The sequence below is a fragment of the Kitasatospora sp. NPDC101235 genome, from assembly GCF_044767505.1.
GTDB lineage: Bacteria > Actinomycetota > Actinomycetes > Streptomycetales > Streptomycetaceae > Kitasatospora.
The window spans coordinates 29,788-44,712 of the sequence record NZ_JBIWNZ010000019.1; the positions used below are offsets into that span (position 1 = coordinate 29,788).

8 protein-coding genes and 3 pseudogenes are annotated in these 14,925 nt (G+C 72.9%); all 11 read left to right on the forward strand.

Going from position 1 to position 14,925, the window contains the following annotated elements; translation table 11 throughout:
* The first annotated feature begins 4 nt into the window (after window positions 1–4).
* Window positions 5–1,144 (forward strand): acyl-CoA dehydrogenase family protein, encoded by a 1,140-nt coding sequence (locus ACIRRH_RS27865; protein WP_403072829.1) that lies wholly within the window; start codon window positions 5–7, stop codon window positions 1,142–1,144.
* A gap of 6 nt (window positions 1,145–1,150) precedes the next feature.
* The gene (locus ACIRRH_RS27870) at window positions 1,151–1,834 is read left to right on the forward strand and encodes an N-(5'-phosphoribosyl)anthranilate isomerase (protein ID WP_403072831.1); all 684 of its coding nucleotides are present in this window, start codon (window positions 1,151–1,153) and stop codon (window positions 1,832–1,834) included.
* The gene (locus tag ACIRRH_RS27875) at window positions 1,831–2,541 is read left to right on the forward strand and encodes an indole-3-glycerol-phosphate synthase (RefSeq protein ID WP_403072834.1); all 711 of its coding nucleotides are present in this window, start codon (window positions 1,831–1,833) and stop codon (window positions 2,539–2,541) included. Before ACIRRH_RS27870 ends, ACIRRH_RS27875 begins: the two co-directional genes overlap by 4 nt.
* Window positions 2,542–2,602: 61 nt before the next feature.
* A complete protein-coding gene (locus ACIRRH_RS27880; protein WP_403072837.1) occupies window positions 2,603–2,818 on the forward strand; it encodes an MbtH family protein in 216 nt (71 codons plus the stop codon).
* Window positions 2,815–3,981, forward strand: a complete 1,167-nt coding sequence (locus ACIRRH_RS27885) for a Glu/Leu/Phe/Val dehydrogenase dimerization domain-containing protein (RefSeq protein ID WP_403072840.1) — start codon at window positions 2,815–2,817, stop codon at window positions 3,979–3,981. Before ACIRRH_RS27880 ends, ACIRRH_RS27885 begins: the two co-directional genes overlap by 4 nt.
* Before the next feature lie 244 nt (window positions 3,982–4,225).
* Window positions 4,226–4,942, forward strand: a pseudogene (locus tag ACIRRH_RS27890) (condensation domain-containing protein); the annotation flags it as partial.
* Window positions 4,943–5,048: 106 nt separating this feature from the next.
* A pseudogene (locus ACIRRH_RS27895) lies at window positions 5,049–7,073 on the forward strand (amino acid adenylation domain-containing protein); the annotation flags it as partial.
* A 193-nt stretch (window positions 7,074–7,266) separates the two neighbouring features.
* Window positions 7,267–9,755 (forward strand): annotated as a pseudogene (locus ACIRRH_RS27900) (AMP-binding protein).
* Window positions 9,743–13,216 carry an SDR family NAD(P)-dependent oxidoreductase gene (locus ACIRRH_RS27905; protein WP_403072843.1) on the forward strand — a complete coding sequence of 1,158 codons (3,474 nt, stop codon included), beginning with the start codon at window positions 9,743–9,745 and terminating at the stop codon, window positions 13,214–13,216. Before ACIRRH_RS27900 ends, ACIRRH_RS27905 begins: the two are co-directional and overlap by 13 nt.
* Window positions 13,213–14,262, forward strand: a complete 1,050-nt coding sequence (locus ACIRRH_RS27910; RefSeq protein WP_403072846.1) for a GSCFA domain-containing protein — start codon at window positions 13,213–13,215, stop codon at window positions 14,260–14,262. Before ACIRRH_RS27905 ends, ACIRRH_RS27910 begins: the two co-directional genes overlap by 4 nt.
* Complete coding sequence (locus ACIRRH_RS27915) at window positions 14,225–14,920, forward strand: hypothetical protein (protein ID WP_403072848.1); 696 nt, start codon at window positions 14,225–14,227, stop codon at window positions 14,918–14,920. The genes ACIRRH_RS27910 and ACIRRH_RS27915 overlap by 38 nt, the downstream gene beginning before the upstream one ends.
* Window positions 14,921–14,925: the final 5 nt, after the last annotated feature.

Here is a 14,925-nt window from a genome sequence, read left to right on the forward strand (position 1 = left end):
ACAGATGATCAGGTGGGACGCCGACCAGATCGCCCTGGGCGAAGGGATCGGCCGGTGGTGCGAGGAGCTCAGCTCGGGCCATCTCGAAGGGGACGCGGAAGGCGCCTTCCCGTGGGACAAGTGGAAACTGATCCGGAGGTCCGGGATCCTCGGCCTGCCGTTCGACGAGCAGTGGGGCGGGCTGGGCCAGGATCTGCTCACCACCATGCACGTGCTCGAACAACTCGGTACCGGGTGCCGTGACGGCGGACTGAACTTCTCGGTCGCCACCCACCTGGTCAGCGTCGGAGTCCCGCTGCAACGGTTCGGCTCGCCGGAGCTCAAGGCGCGCCACCTGCCGGGGATCTGCTCAGGAGAGACGATCGGGGCGCACGCGATCAGTGAGACCGAGAGCGGCTCCGACGCGCTGGCGATGAGGACCACGGCCACCCGCGACAACGACGGCTTCGTGCTGCGGGGCGGCAAGTCCTTCGTCACCAACGGCCCGGTGGCCGACGTGTTCGTGGTCTACGCGCGCACCCACCCGAACGGCGGCCCGCTCGGCATCACCGCCTTCGTCGTGGAGCGGGACACCCCGGGGCTCGTCGTCGGGGCACCCGTCGCCACCATGGGACTGCGGACCGCACCGGTGAGCGAACTGCACTTCGACGACTGCAGGATCCCCGCATCCGCCGTGATCGGCCGGGTCGGATCCGGGTTCCTGGTCCTGGACCACGTGATGAAGTGGGAGATCCTCTGCTCCTTCGTCATCAACACCGGGCAGATGCGGTACCGGCTCGACCGCTGCGTCGAGTACGCCAAGGAACGCGTCCAGTTCGGCAAGCCGATCGGCTCGTACCAGTCGGTCTCCCACAAGATCGTGGAGATGGGGATCGGCTTGGACACCGCGCGGAAATGGCTCTACGACACGGCGGTCCGGCTGGCGGAGGGCGAGAACGTCACGAAGGACATCGCCGTCAGCAAGCTCCTCGCCAGCGAGAGCAACCTCTCCTCCGCACTGGCCGCCGTGCAGATCTTCGGCGGCAGCGGTTACCTGGCCGAGTACGGACTGGAGAAGGACCTGCGCGACGCGGTCGCCGGCCCGATCTACTCGGGCACGTCGGAGATCCAACGCAACCGCATCGCCGTCATGTTGGGGTTGTGACACCTGATGCTGGTCAAGATCTGCGGAGCCGCCTCGGCCGAGGACGTGGCATCGCTCGACAGTGCCGGAGTCGACCTCGTCGGCCTGTGGCACGGTGTTCCAGGGGGTCGCACTAACCTGACACCTCATCAGATGGAGGTGCTCGCGGCCGCGGTACACCGAACGGCACGGCTGCATCCGGTTCTCGTGACCTTCCTCAACGACGCCGCGGTACTGCGCGCGGCGACGGCCGCGGCCCGGGTGCGGTGGGTCCAACTGCACGGCTACCAGCCGCCGGGACTGGTCCGCGCCCTGAAGAGCACCACGGACCTCAACGTGGTCAAGGTGCTGCACCTCGGTACGGACACCCGCGCGGAGCGGTCCCTGATCGCGGCGTACGAGCGGGCGGGAACGGACCTCTTCCTGCTGGACGCGGTGGCCGGGGACGGCCGGATCGGCAGTACCGGGCAGCCGGCGGACTGCGGGGCCGTCATCGAGATCGCGGATCGCCTCTCGCGACCGTTCCTGCTGGCCGGCGGCATTTCGGCCGACAACCGGGAGGACTACCGGGCGGTGGTGGACCACCCCCTGTTCCTGGGCATCGACGTGGACACGGCGGCCAGGGACCTCGACGGACGGCTGAGCACCGACCGGGTCACGGCCGTGCGGCGCGGCTGGCGAGTGACGGACGGCGCCGGGGCGGCCGGATGACGGCCGAGTTCATCGAGGCACTGCTGGACGCCCACCGACCGGTGATCATGGAGCTCAAGCGCCAGGACGCCGCGGGGCACGACCTGTTCGGTGACAGGTCGGCCGCCCGTCTGGTCGCCGACTACCAGGACGTCGGCGCACCCTGCCTGTCCGTGGTGACCGGGCGGTGGTTCGGCGGCACCCGGGACCTGCTGCACGAGGTCGTGGAAGCGACGGACCTGCCCGTGCTGCAGAAGGACTTCATCACCCGCCGGAGCCAACTGCACCAGGCCCGCGAGAGCGGCGCGTCCGCGATCCTGCTCACCGCCGCGCTGCTGCCGCGCGCCACCCTGGGCCATCTGGTCGACCTCGGCCTGCGCCTGGGCCTGACGCCGTTCGTCGAGGTCACCACCGAGGAGGAGATCAGCCGTGTGCCACGCGCCGAGGAGTGCGTGGTCGCGGTGAACAACAAGGACATCGCCACCCGCGAACGCGGCGCGGGCGACCTCGGGCGGAGCTCGTCACTCCTGCCCGCGGTGCTGAGCAGCGGCACCCGGTGCCCGGTGAGTGCCGGGGCCATCCGCTGCCCCGACGACGCCGCCCGCCTGCTCGGGGAGGGCTTCGCCGGTGTGCTCATCGGGACGGGCCTCCTGCGCGCCGCCGGCCTGCCGGAATGGCTGGACGGCCTCGACGCCCGTCTTGGCACCCGCCCCGACGCCGGCCGCTAACCGGCTCCACACGCCCGCCGCCCGGCGGACCCCCCAACCACCGACACCTGGAGGTAACGGCATGACCATCGAAGCACCCGAGCAGTGGAAGGTCGTCGTCAACGACGAGGAGCAGTACTCGATCTGGTCCGCCGACCGCGAGTCGCCGGCAGGCTGGCACGAGGTCGGCGTACGGGGTGCGAAGGACGAATGCCTCGCGCACATCGAACGCGTGTGGACCGACATGCGCCCCCGCAGCCTGCGCCTGCGGTCCGTCCCGGAGGACGGTGCGCGATGAACCGGACGCTCGCACCGCACGGTGCGCACCGGGTGACCGAGCCCATGCTCTCCACCACCCTGAACCTCGCGAGGTGCCAGGCCCGAGGCTGGGTCGTCGTCGACTCCATGGTCGACGGTCTGGCCATGGGCGGCACCAGAATGACCCGGACGGTGACCGAGCAGGAGCTGACCGGGCTCGCCAGGGCGATGACCCACAAGCTGGCGCTGGTCGGCCTGCCCATCGGCGGCGCCAAGGCCGGCATCGCACCCGATCCGGGCGCCACCGTCGAGCGGCAGGCGGTGATGCGGGGGTTCGGCCGCGCCGCGGCCCCGCTGCTGCACGGCGGGGTGTACCTGGGGTGCGACCAGGGCACCACCTACGCCGACCGGCAGCTGGCCTTCGAGGCCGCCGGGTACGACGTCACCCGCCGCCCCGGCACCACCCGCCTCACCGTCGGCTGGGCCGAACTGTGGGACCACATGGCCGACATCACGGGGTTCGGCGTGGCCGTCGCGGTGCTCGGCGCCCTACGCGCCTCCGGTGCGCGGACCCCGCAGCGCATCGCGATCCAGGGCTTCGGCACCGTCGGGCGCGCGGTGGCCGGTCACCTGGCCGCCCACGACCACCGGGTGGTGGCCGTGGCCGACGTCCGGGGCACCATCGAGGACCACCGCGGACTGCCCGTCGCCGAACTCGCCGCGCTCACCAGCAGCGACGGCACGATCGACCGGAGCCGGCTGCCTGCCCGGGTCACGGTCCACGGGCCCGGGCAGGCGTGGCTGCACGTCGACGCCGACGTGCTGGTGCTGGCGGCATCCGCCTCCGCGGTCGACGAGGAGGCGGTGCCGGCGGTCCGGGCCCGTCTGGTGGTCGAGGGCGGAAACCTGAGCTGCACCGCACCGGCCCGCCGGTTGCTGCGCGAGGCCGGCCACACCGTCTTGCCGGACGTGGTCGTCAACGTCGGCGGAGCGGCGGCAACCGGGTGCGTGCTCGCCGGGCTGGCCCCGTCCGACCTGCCGCTTCCGCACCTGTCCGAGTGGCTGCGCGAGTGGGTCGCCGGCAGGATCGCCAGGAACTGCGAGCTGGTGCAGGAGCTGAGCGCCTCGGGCAGTGCCGATCCGGTTGCACAGCTCTTCGGTTCGCGCGGAGCCCCGCCCGGCTCTTACCTCCGGCCGAATTAATCATCTTGACTATGCGTCCATGGTCACAGATCCACCGCGCTTCGGCGCCGCTGACCTCGACGGCGCCCTCATGCGCTGCCCCGGTTCACCTGCCCGCCAAGAGCCGCTGAGCGTGTGTCACCCCAGTTCCCCGCACCCGGTCGAAGCGATCTGACCGGGGCGCCGATCGAGGCGATCCGGTCCGCACCACAGGGGCCGTCGGCCGCTGCCATCACGCAACGCCACCGCGCCGTCGATCCCCGCAATGACCCTCCCCCAGGAGAAAGGTCTGGCTTTGTCGGAGACGCACCACCCCCACGGCACCACCACCGCCCGGGCCGATGCGCGTCCCGCGCGGAAGCCCGGTTCCCCGACGGCCGTCGGCGTCCAGCTCCCGGAGCTGGCGTCAGGACAGCAACGGCTCTGGGTGCTGTCACAGCTGGACGGAGCCAGCGAGGCGTACAACGAGACCATGGCCTTCACCCTGCGCGGCCCGCTGGACCGCACGGTGCTCACCCGTGCGCTCGACGAGCTGGTCTCCCGGCACGAGGTCCTGCGCACCCGGCTGGTCTCCATCGGGGGCGGGGTCCATCAGCTGATCGGTCCGCCCGACTCCGGCTACACCCTCGCGGTGGATGACCTGACCGGGCTCCCGGACGCCGGGGCGCGCGTCACCGCCCTGCAGTGCGCGGAGTCCGACACGCCCTTCGACCTGAGTCGCGGCCCGCTGGCACGTGGCCGTCTGATCGCCCTGGCCGAGCAGCACCACGTGCTGCTGCTGACACTGCATCACGCGGTCTTCGACGGCTGGTCCATGAACGTGATGCTGCGCGAGCTCGGAACGCTGTACACGGCTTTCCGGGACGGCGCGGACTCCCCACTGCCGCCGCTGTCCCTGCAGTACGCCGACTACACCCGCTGGCAGCGGGAGTGGGCGTCCGGGGACGAACCGGCGGCGCAGGCCGCCCACTGGAGGGAAGCCCTTGCCGACGCGCCGTCCCTGCTCGAACTGCCCACCGACCGACCCCGCCCACTGGGACGACCGCGCCGGCGAGGCCGAAACGCCCACCGCTGCCGCCCCGACCGGGTTGGTCGAGCGCTTCCAGGCCCAGGTCCGAGCCCGCCCTGCCAGTCCGGCCCTGGTCTGCGAGGCGGAGCGGCTCGACTACGCCGCGCTCGAACACCGGGTCAACCGGCTGGCGCACGCGCTGATCGCCCGCGGCGTCGGCCCGGACCAGGTGGTCGGTCTGCACTCCGGGCGCTCGACCGAGCTGGTGGTGGGTGTCCTCGGCATCCTCACGGCGGGCGCCGCCTATCTGCCGCTCGACCCGGGGCAGCCGGTCCAGCGGCTGGCCGCGATGGTCGAGGACGCGGTACCGACCGTGGTGCTCAGCGACGCTGACGTCCCGCCCGAGGGCTGGCAGTCCCTGAGGGCGGTCGAGGCCGAGGCGGAGCGCGACGACGCGCCCGGGAACACCGTCGGACCGTCGCAGCTGGCCTATGTCATCTACACCTCGGGCTCCACCGGCCGCCCCAAGGGCGTGGCGGTGACCCACGGCAGCGTCACCAACCTCTTCGACACTTGGCTGGCGCGGTTCGGGGACACCCCCGGCGCGGCGTCCGCCTGGTCGAGCATCGGATTCGACGCCTCGGTGCACGAGTTGCTGATGCCGCTCACCACCGGCGCCGTGCTGCACCTGGTCCCCGACGAACTGCGCGGCGACCCCGCGGAACTGCTGGACTGGATGCGCGAGCACCGCATCGTGCAGGCGTTCCTCCCGCCGTCCTACGTCAAGTGGATCGACGGGGACCCCGAGGCGCGCCTGGACGGACTGACGCTGCGCCAGCTGCTGACCGGGGTGGAGTCCCTCCCGGAGAAGGCGCTACACCGCATCCAGCAGGCGCTGCCCGGCCTGCGCAGCTGCTACGGCTACGGGCCCACCGAGGCCGCCCTCTACAGCACCGCCTACACCGACCCGCAGCCGCTGGACCGGCAGTGCCCGATCGGGCGCCCCCTGGACAACACCCGCCTCTACCTGCTCGACCGACGGCTCCGGCCGGTGCCGACCGGGGTGGCCGGCGAGGTCTACCTCGGCGGGGCGAGCCTGGCCCGGGGCTATCTGCACCGTCCGGACCTGACCGCCGAGCGGTTCGTCGACGACCCCTTCGTGCCCGGCGAACGCCTGTACCGCACCGGCGACCTGGCCCGCTGGCTACCGGACGGCAACGCCCAGTACGTCGGCCGCAGCGACGACCAGGTCAAACTGCGCGGCTTCCGGATCGAGCCGGGGGAGGTCGAGGCAGCGCTGCTGGCCCTCCCCGACGTGCAGGAGGCGGCGGTGTTGGCCGACCGCGACGCCACGGGCGAGCTGCGCCTGGTGGCGGGCCTGGGCCGGGGCGACGCGGAGCCGCGCCGACCGCACGAGTGGCGTGCCGCGCTGGCGCGGCGGCTGCCGGACTACATGATCCCCGCGCTCTTCGTGGAACTGCCGCAGCTGCCGCTCAACCACAGCGGCAAGCTGGACCGCGCCGCGCTGCTGTGCGCGGCCCGCGCCGCGACCCGCGCCCAGGTCAACACAGCGAGCCCTCGGGATCACGTGGAGATGGCACTGCACACCATCTGGCGGCGGGTGCTGATCCATCCCGGCATCGGGATATCCGACAACTTCTTCGATCTGGGCGGTACCTCCATATCCGCCATCAAGGTGGCCCTGGCCGTCCGCGAGGAGTTCGGCGAGACCCTGCCGATCCGCGACATCGTGCAGAACCCGACCATCGAGGCCCTGGCCGAACGCCTTCGGGCGGGGGCGTCGGGAACTCCGGACGGGAACCTGGTCGAGTTCCGCGAGGGGGACGGACAGCAGCGGGTGGTCTGCATCCACCCGGCCGGCGGCACCGCCTTCTGCTACCTGCCACTGGCCGCGGCGCTGCCCGACCACGTCGGCGTCCTCGGCGTGCAGTCGCCCGGGATCAACCCCGGGGAGACGCCGCTGCCCACGGTCGAGGCCATGGCGGAGCAGTACCTGTCCCTGATCGACCCCCGGCCGGACGAGTCGCTGGTGCTGTGCGGGCTCTCCTACGGCGGCCTGGTCGCCCACGAGATGGGGCGCCGGCTGGCCCTGGCCGGGCACACCCGGTTCAGCGTGGTACTGCTCGACACCCACGGAACCGAGGACCTGCTGGAGAGCGAGGAGGTGCCCCGGATGGCCGAGCTGATCGCAGCCGAACTGGCCCGGTTCCCCCTGGACGACGGTGACCGAGGGCTTCGCCCTACAGGTCGCGCGCACACCCGACGCACCGGCCCTAATGTCCGAAGGCCGGTCGGTGAGCTACGCCGTCCTCGACGCCCACGCGGCGGCGCTCGCCGCCGAGCTGCGGGCCGACCACCCGCTGCCGGAAGGGGACGACCGTCCGTGCTGCGTCGCGCTGCACCTGCGGCCGTCGGTCGAGCACGTGGTGGCGCTGCTGGCGCTGGCCCGGCTCAACGTGACCATCGTGCCGCTGGACCCGTCCTATCCGCCGGCCCTGCGCCGGCAGGTGCTGGACCAGGTGGAGCCGCTGTGCGTGCTGCTCCCACCGGGCGGTGACCCGGAGTTCGACGCCGTCGACCCGGGCCGCATCGCGCGCCACCCGGTGGTGCTGTCACCTGCCACCCCTGCGGCCGCACCCACCGCCGCCGGCCCGGCGCACAGCGGCGCCCGGCCGCTCTACACCCTGTTCACCTCGGGCTCCACCGGTGTCCCGAAGGGTGTGCAGGTGTCCGACCGCACCCTGTGCAACCTGCTGCAGTGGCAGGCGGAGTCGGGAGGGCTGGCGGCCACAGCCGCCACCCAGCAGTTCTCCATGCTCTCCTTCGACGTGTCCTTCCAGGAGGTCTTCGGGACGCTGTGCGGCGGCGGCTGCCTGCACCTGGTGCAGCCCGGCTGGCGGCAGGACGCCCCCGCGCTGCTGGAGCAGCTGGAGACGGCCGGCGTGGAGCGCGTCTTCATGCCCTACGTGGCGCTCCAGCTCCTCGCCGAGCACGGAGTCCACCTGGGCCGCTACCCCTCGCGGCTACGGGAGGTGGTCACCGCCGGCGAGCAGCTGGTGTGCACCGAGGCGATCCGCCGCTGGTTCGCGGGCCTGCCGGGCGCACGGCTGTTCAACCACTACGGCCCGACCGAGACGCACGTGGTGAGCAGCCTGTGCCTGGACGGCGATCCGGCCCTGTGGCCGGAGCGTCCTGCCGTCGGCCGACCGGTGGCCAACGCGGTCCTCACGGTGGTGGACGAGGCCGACGAGCCCGTTCCCCCCGGCCGCGCCGGCGCCCTGCTGATCGGCGGCACCATGGCGGCGCGCTGCTACCTGGGAAACACGGCGCTCAACGACGCGCGCTTCGTCGAGCTGCCCGGCGTCGGCCTGTGCTACCGCAGCGGCGACCGGGCCCGTTTCGACCGGCAGGGTCTGCTGCACTTCCTGGGCCGGGACGACGACCAGATCAAGCTGAGCGGACACCGGCTCGAACTGGGACAGGTCGAGGCGGCCCTGCTGCGCCACCCGGACGTCGTCAACGCCGTGGTGGTCCGCGACGGTGAGGAACTGGTGGCCTGCCTGCAGTGCCGTGGGCAGGCGCCCACGGCCCAGGACCTCACCGCGCACCTGGCGCCGATGCTGCCCGGCCACGTCCGGATCGCCCGCTTCCGGCTGGTTGAGGAGCTGCCCAGGACCCCCAGCGGCAAGCTGGACCGCCGGGGCGCTCTGCGCTCTGCCGGGCGGGAACTGCGCCCGCCGACGGCCCGCAGCACAGGCCTGTCGGCGCGCGAAGCCCTGCTGACCGATGCGTTCGAGGCGGTCACCGGTGCGGCCATCGACCCGGGTCGGACCTTCTTCGACGCCGGAGCCTCAAGCCTGGGACTGATGCGCTTCCAGCTCCGCTGCACCGCCGAACTGGGCCTGCGTTTCACCGTCGCCGACCTGTTCGAACACGTCACCGTACGTGCGCTGGCCGACTTCCTGGACCGGTCGGTACCGGCCACGGACGACGACACCCCACGCGCCGCAACCGCCGCCCCCGCCGCTGCGCCGGCCGGTGCGCTGGCCGGTGCGGCCGGGCAGATCGCCGTGGACGAGCCGATCGCGATCGTCGGCATGACGGTACGGCTTCCGGGCGCGTCCGATCTCTCCGCGTTCTGGCAGATGGTCACCACGGGCGGCATCGGCATCGAGCACTTCGACGCCGCCGACGGCCTGGTCGGGGCACGCAGCCAGCTGGACGGCCCACTGACCTTCGACCCGGACCACTTCGGCATCAGCCGGCAGGAGGCCCGGCTCATGGACCCCAGCAACGGCACCTGCTGATGAGCTGTGTCGAGGCACTGGCGCACGCCGGGATCGCCGACCCGTCGGGTCTGCGCGTCGGCCTGGTCGCCGGAGCCGGCGAGAACACCTACTTCCAGTCCATGCTGCGCGAGGCCGATCCCGGACGCCTGCCCGACAGCTTCCAACTGGCCCTGCACCACGACAAGGACTTCCTCGCCACCAAGGCGGCCTACCACCTGGGGCTGACGGGTCCCGCCTTCACCACCCAGGCGGCCTGCGCCAGTTCGCTGGTGGCCGTCCATGTCGCCGCCGGCCTGCTGCGCCAGGGCGATGCCGAGGTGATGCTGGCGGGCGGAGTCCTGGTCGACCCGACCCTGACCGACGGATACCACTACCAGCCGCAGCACATCTTCTCCGTGGACGGTCTCTCTGCCGGCCCTTCAGCGACGACGCGAGCGGCACCATCGGCGCGAGCGGCGTCGGCATGGTGGTGCTGAAGCCGCTACGCCTGGCCCGACGCGACGGCGACACCGTCTATGCCGTGATCACCGGCTCGGCGTTGAACAACGACGGCTCCGACAAGCTCAGTTACAACGCCCCCTCGCTCGCCGGGCAACGCGAGGTCATTCGCGCCGCACTGCGCCGCAGCGGTCGCCGCGGCGCCGACCTCGGCTATGTCGAGGCCCACGGCACCGCCACCCGGCTCGGCGACCCGGTCGAGGTCGGTGCCCTGCGCCAGGCCTTCGACCTGGACCGGTCCGGCCACTGCGCGCTGACCTCGGTCAAGAGCCAGACAGGACACCTGGGCGCGGCGGCCGGAGTCGTCGGGCTGGTGCGGGCCGCACTCGCGGTCCACCACGGCGTCATCCCGCCCAACGTCGGCTTCCACGCCCTCAACCCGCAGCTCGGGGACGACCCTACGCCGTTCTACATACCCACCGATGCCCGGCCCTGGCCCACGGGCCGGGACAGGATCGCGGCGGTGAGCAGCTTCGGGATCGGCGGCACCAACGCCCATGTGGTGCTGGAGGCCGACGGACCGGACCCGGAGACGGCGGGCGAGGCGGGCACGAAGGCGGGCCGAGCGGCACCGGACACCCCCCTGCTTCCCTGCCTGGTGCTCTCCAGCAGCAGCGAAGCGGGCCTGCGCACCGACGCCGCCCGGATCGCCGACTACCTGGAGGCCCGGCCCTCCGCCTATCCGCAGGTGCTGCGCCACCTCCAGGCGGGCCGTCCCGCGCGTCGCCGACGGCTCGCAGCGGTCTGCCCCGACGCGTCCGCCGCCGTGGCCTGGCTGCGCACTGCGGGCCGGATCGCGGAAGCGGTGGAGACCCGTGCCGGGGCGCCGGTTCCGAGCGAAGGTCTCACTGCGGAGGAGTCGGCCGCCGCCTGGCTGTCCGGTGAGCGGATCGGCTGGCCCGCCGGTCCCGCCCAGGCGCCGTGGGACTTCCCGCCGCCCGCCTTCGAGCTGGCGGAGTTCGACTTCCCCCGCGCCGCGGCGGCCGGACCGGACCGGCCCGGCCCGGCCGCCGCCGACGTTCCGCAGCGCCTTCCGGAGGCCGCCTGGCTGCACCAGCCGCACTGGGCACGGCTGCGCCGCGCGGGCACGGCGATCGGCTCGCGCACCTCCCGGCTGCTGGTGCTGCTCACGGACGGACCGGCGCACCCGGACGTGGTCCGCGCCTTCGAAGCCGCCTACGCACGGGTGGTGCGCGTCAGCGCCGCCGAAACGTTCGCCCGGCGGGGCGACGACGTCTACGAGGTCGACCCGGCCGACCCCGCCTCTCTCGGTCGGCTCCTCGACGCACTGGCGGGCACGGGTGCGGGCGACGACGGCATCGACTGGCTGCACGCGCTGCCGCTGGGGATCGGCGGCCCGGTCGGCCGGGACAGCCTGGCCCGGGCCCGCTGGGCCTGTCTGGACACTCCGGCCGCACTGGTGCGGGCCGTGGCCGACGCGGCCGGGTCGCTTCGGCTGAGGCCGTGGTGGCTGTCGTACCGGGCGAGGCCGGTGGACGGCCCGGTGCAGCGGCCGGAGGCGGGCCTGCTGGCCGGTGCCGCCGAGGTGGCACCCCAGGAGGGAGCCGCGGAGGGGTACTGGCTCGACCTCCCCGACGCGCACCCCGCCCACTGGGCCGCACCGCTGGCGGCGCTGCTGGCCGAAGCCGCCACTACGGCGGATGCGGCCGGGCTTCCGCGCCGGCTTGCTCTCCGCAGGGGCCACTGGTGGGCACAGGTCACACTGCCGGTGTCCGCGACCGGCCCCGGCCCCGTCGGGCTGCCCGCCGGAGGCGTGCACCTGATCCTGGGCGGCACCGGCGGGATCGGCCGCAGCGTCGCCGCTTGGCTGCTGGAGAACGGCGGCGCCCGTGTCCTGCTGCTGGCCAGACGTCCTCGGCTGCCGGAGGAGCGGATCCCCTGGGCCGACCGGGTCGAGCTGCTCGAAGCCGATCTCGCCGAGTCGACGCCCGAGGAGATCACGGCCCTGATCGACCGTCGCACCGACCGTCTCGGCGGCGTGGTCCACGCCGTCGGAGCGGCGAGCGGCGGCATGATCGCCCGGCGCGACGCCGAGGCGATGCGGCGTGGATCTGCCGCCAAGCTGCAGGGCGCCCTGCTGGTCGAGCAGGTGATCGAGCGCTACCGGCCCTCGGTGGCGGTCTACTGCTCGTCGATGTCCGCGGAGCTGGGCGGCGTCGGCCAGCTCGACTACGCGGCCGCCAACAGCCTGCTCGACGGCTTCGCCCAGTACCGGTCCGGCGACGCCGAGACCACCGTCCGGCTCGGCGTGAACTGGGACGTGTGGAGCGATACCGGCATGGCGCTGCGCGCGCCGCTGACCGACGCCCGCCACCGGGCCCACCTGTCGGTCGGGCTGACAGTAGCCGAGGGCAAGCGGGTGTTCGCGCGGGCCATGGGACTGCAACTGCCGCAGTTGCTGGTCTCCACCACCGATATCCACGAGTCCCGCGCGTTCTACTCGGCGCCCGGCGCCCAGGCCCTCGTGCCGCCCGTGCCCACCGGGACCGCCGGGACCACCCGGGCCACCGGGGCCGCGCCGGTGTCCGCCGAAGGCACCACGGCGGCCGACGCGGCACGCGGAACCGCGGCCGTCCTGCTCGCCGGCTGGCTGTGCGCCTGGCTGGATCTCGACCACATCGACCCCGACGCCCCGCTCTACGACCTGGGCGTCGACTCGCTGACCCTGCTCGACCTGATCGGCGTGGTGAAACGTCACTTCGACGTCGAGCTGGAACTGTCACGGCTCAGCCACCGGGTCTCGCTCACCGAGATCCTGACCCGGCTGGACGAGGCGGCATCCGCCGGGGCGGTCGGCGCGGAGGACGTGGTCCCGGAGGTCTGGCAACAGGGCACCGGCGGCGACGTGCTCTGCCTGGTGCACCCGGTCGGCGGCGACATCCAGGCCTACCGGTCCCTGGTGTCGGCGCTGGGCCCCCGGCTGACCGTCTGCCTGATCGCCGATCCCGCACTGGGACGGCCCGGGACCGCGGACTGGACCCTGGCCGAGCGGGCACGCCGCTACACCGCCGCCCTGCGGGCGCGCTTCGCGGACGACACCGGGCGGCTGCACCTGGCCGGCTGGTCCTTCGGCGCCTGGGTGGCGATGGGAATGGCCGCGGAGGCGGAGGCGATCGGTCGGCCGGTCCACGGCGTCCACCTGATCGATCCGCCGCCGCCCGGGGCCGGCGCGCTCTTCCAGGGCTACGACGAGGCACAGCTCCAGGCAGTGTTCGCGCATGAGCTGAGCCAGGGCGGGTCCGCGTCGGCCGGTTCCGAGGCGCACGGCTACGCAGAACGTCTGGTCCGGCTCCGGCCACCCGTCCCGGGCGGCGCCGCGGTCACCGGCCTCCGGCCCGCACCAGTCCTCCAGCCGTCCCGCACCAACGCCCCGTCCGACCTCCGCCACCGTTCGACCATCGGAGACCATCCCTCGTGAACCCCTACCAGTCACTACCGGCGCGCTCGTTCTGGCGCTCCGCCGTGGCCGAGCCGGACCCGCTCGCCATCGACGACCTGTGGACGCCCGCGTTCGCGATCGGGCAGGACGACCCGGTCCTCACCGCGGGGTCCTGCTTCGCCGCACACATCGGCCGCGCCCTGCTGGAGCGGGGCATGAACTGGTACGACGCGGAGCCGGCCCCGCCGGGGCTGACCGAGGAGGAGCGCAGGGCGCGCCACTACGGGGTGTTCTCGTTCCGCACCGGAACCGTCTACACCGCCGCCGTGCTACGGCAGTGGCTCTCCTGGGCCTTCGGCCGCACGACCCCGCCCACCGAGGCGTGGCTGGAGGACGGCAGGTACCACGACCCCTGCCGCCCGTCCGTCGAACCCGGCGGCTACGCCTCGGCCGAGGAGATGCTGGCAGCCCGTGGGACGACCCTCGCCGCCATCCGCGACGCCGTCACCGAGGCCGGCTGCCTGGTCTTCACCATGGGTCTGACCGAAGCGTGGCGGGACCGCGCCGACGGCACCGTCTTCCCGTCCTGCCCCGGCACCGCGCGCGGCACCTTCGACCCGGACCGCCACGTCTTCCACCAGTTCACCTTCGAAGAGGTCTACCGCGACCTGGCGGACGCCGTCGCGCTGGCCCGCGAGGCCAATCCGCGGCTGCGGGTCCTGCTGACCGTCTCACCGCATCCGCTGACCGCGACCGCGACCGGCGGCCATGTGCTCACCGCCAACACCTACTCCAAGTCGCTGCTGCGGACGGTGGCCGGGCAGTTGACCCGGGACCTCGACGACGTCGACTACTTCCCCTCGTACGAACTCATCACCGGTCTCCCGTTCTGGAGCAGGTTCTACGCGCCGAACCTGCGTGAAGTGACGCCGGAGGGCGTCGGCTTCGTCATGCGCCACTTCATGACCGCGCTGTCGCGGCCCACGGCCGACCCGCGACCGGTCCGAACCGGCAGGCCGTCGGCGGAGCTGGAGGGAGGGGACATCTGTGACGACGCCGTCCTCGACTACTACCGCCCCCGCTAGGTTCCTGTTGCTGGGCGACTCGCACGCAGGTCCGATCGGACGGGCCGCGAAGGCGGCCCGGATCCCGTTCCAGGGCGGCCCGATCGGTGCCGGGCGCGAGTTCACCGACGACTTCTTCGAGCCGCGCGAGCACGACGTGGTGTTCCGCAAGGCCGAGGCCGACGAGTACTACCGGGGCTTCCTGGCCGAAATGGACGTCGACGGCCTCGGGCGTCTCGCGGTCCCGCTGGTGTCCACCTTCGGCCTCAGCGCGCACTTCGTCGCCACCAGGGAGAACTGGCGCATCTACCGCCAGCGCGACGGCGGTTTCGCCCCGGGCTTCCTGTCCGGTCCGCTGTTCGACGCCATCGTCCGCGCCACCGTCCGCGACGCCCTGGCCTTCTACCGCCACGCACTCGGTCTGGGCCTGCGGGTGCTGGCCGTGATGCCGCCGCAGCGGGTACCGGAGCAGTCCGACGCGGTGGTGTTCATGGCCGCGCAGGAGGTGGTCCGAAGCGCGCTCGACGCGCTCGGCGTCGAGATCGTCGACCTCCGCACCCGCACCACCGGACCGGACGGCTTCCAGCGCCCCGAGTTCTGCGAGGCCGACGACTCCATCCACGGCAACCTGGCCTTCGGTCGGCTGATCCTTGCGGATCTGCTGGCCCGCGGGCTGTGACGACA

Bases quoted from the DNA above. Each gene is read 5' to 3' on its own strand.
- ACIRRH_RS27865 (WP_403072829.1), top strand. From the start codon at position 5: ATGATCAGGTGGGACGCCGACCAGATCGCCCTGGGCGAAGGGATCGGC.
- ACIRRH_RS27870 (WP_403072831.1), top strand. From the start codon at position 1,151: ATGCTGGTCAAGATCTGCGGAGCCGCCTCGGCCGAGGACGTGGCATCG.
- ACIRRH_RS27875 (WP_403072834.1), top strand. From the start codon at position 1,831: ATGACGGCCGAGTTCATCGAGGCACTGCTGGACGCCCACCGACCGGTG.
- ACIRRH_RS27880 (WP_403072837.1), top strand. From the start codon at position 2,603: ATGACCATCGAAGCACCCGAGCAGTGGAAGGTCGTCGTCAACGACGAG.
- ACIRRH_RS27885 (WP_403072840.1), top strand. From the start codon at position 2,815: ATGAACCGGACGCTCGCACCGCACGGTGCGCACCGGGTGACCGAGCCC.
- ACIRRH_RS27905 (WP_403072843.1), top strand. From the start codon at position 9,743: ATGGTGGTGCTGAAGCCGCTACGCCTGGCCCGACGCGACGGCGACACC.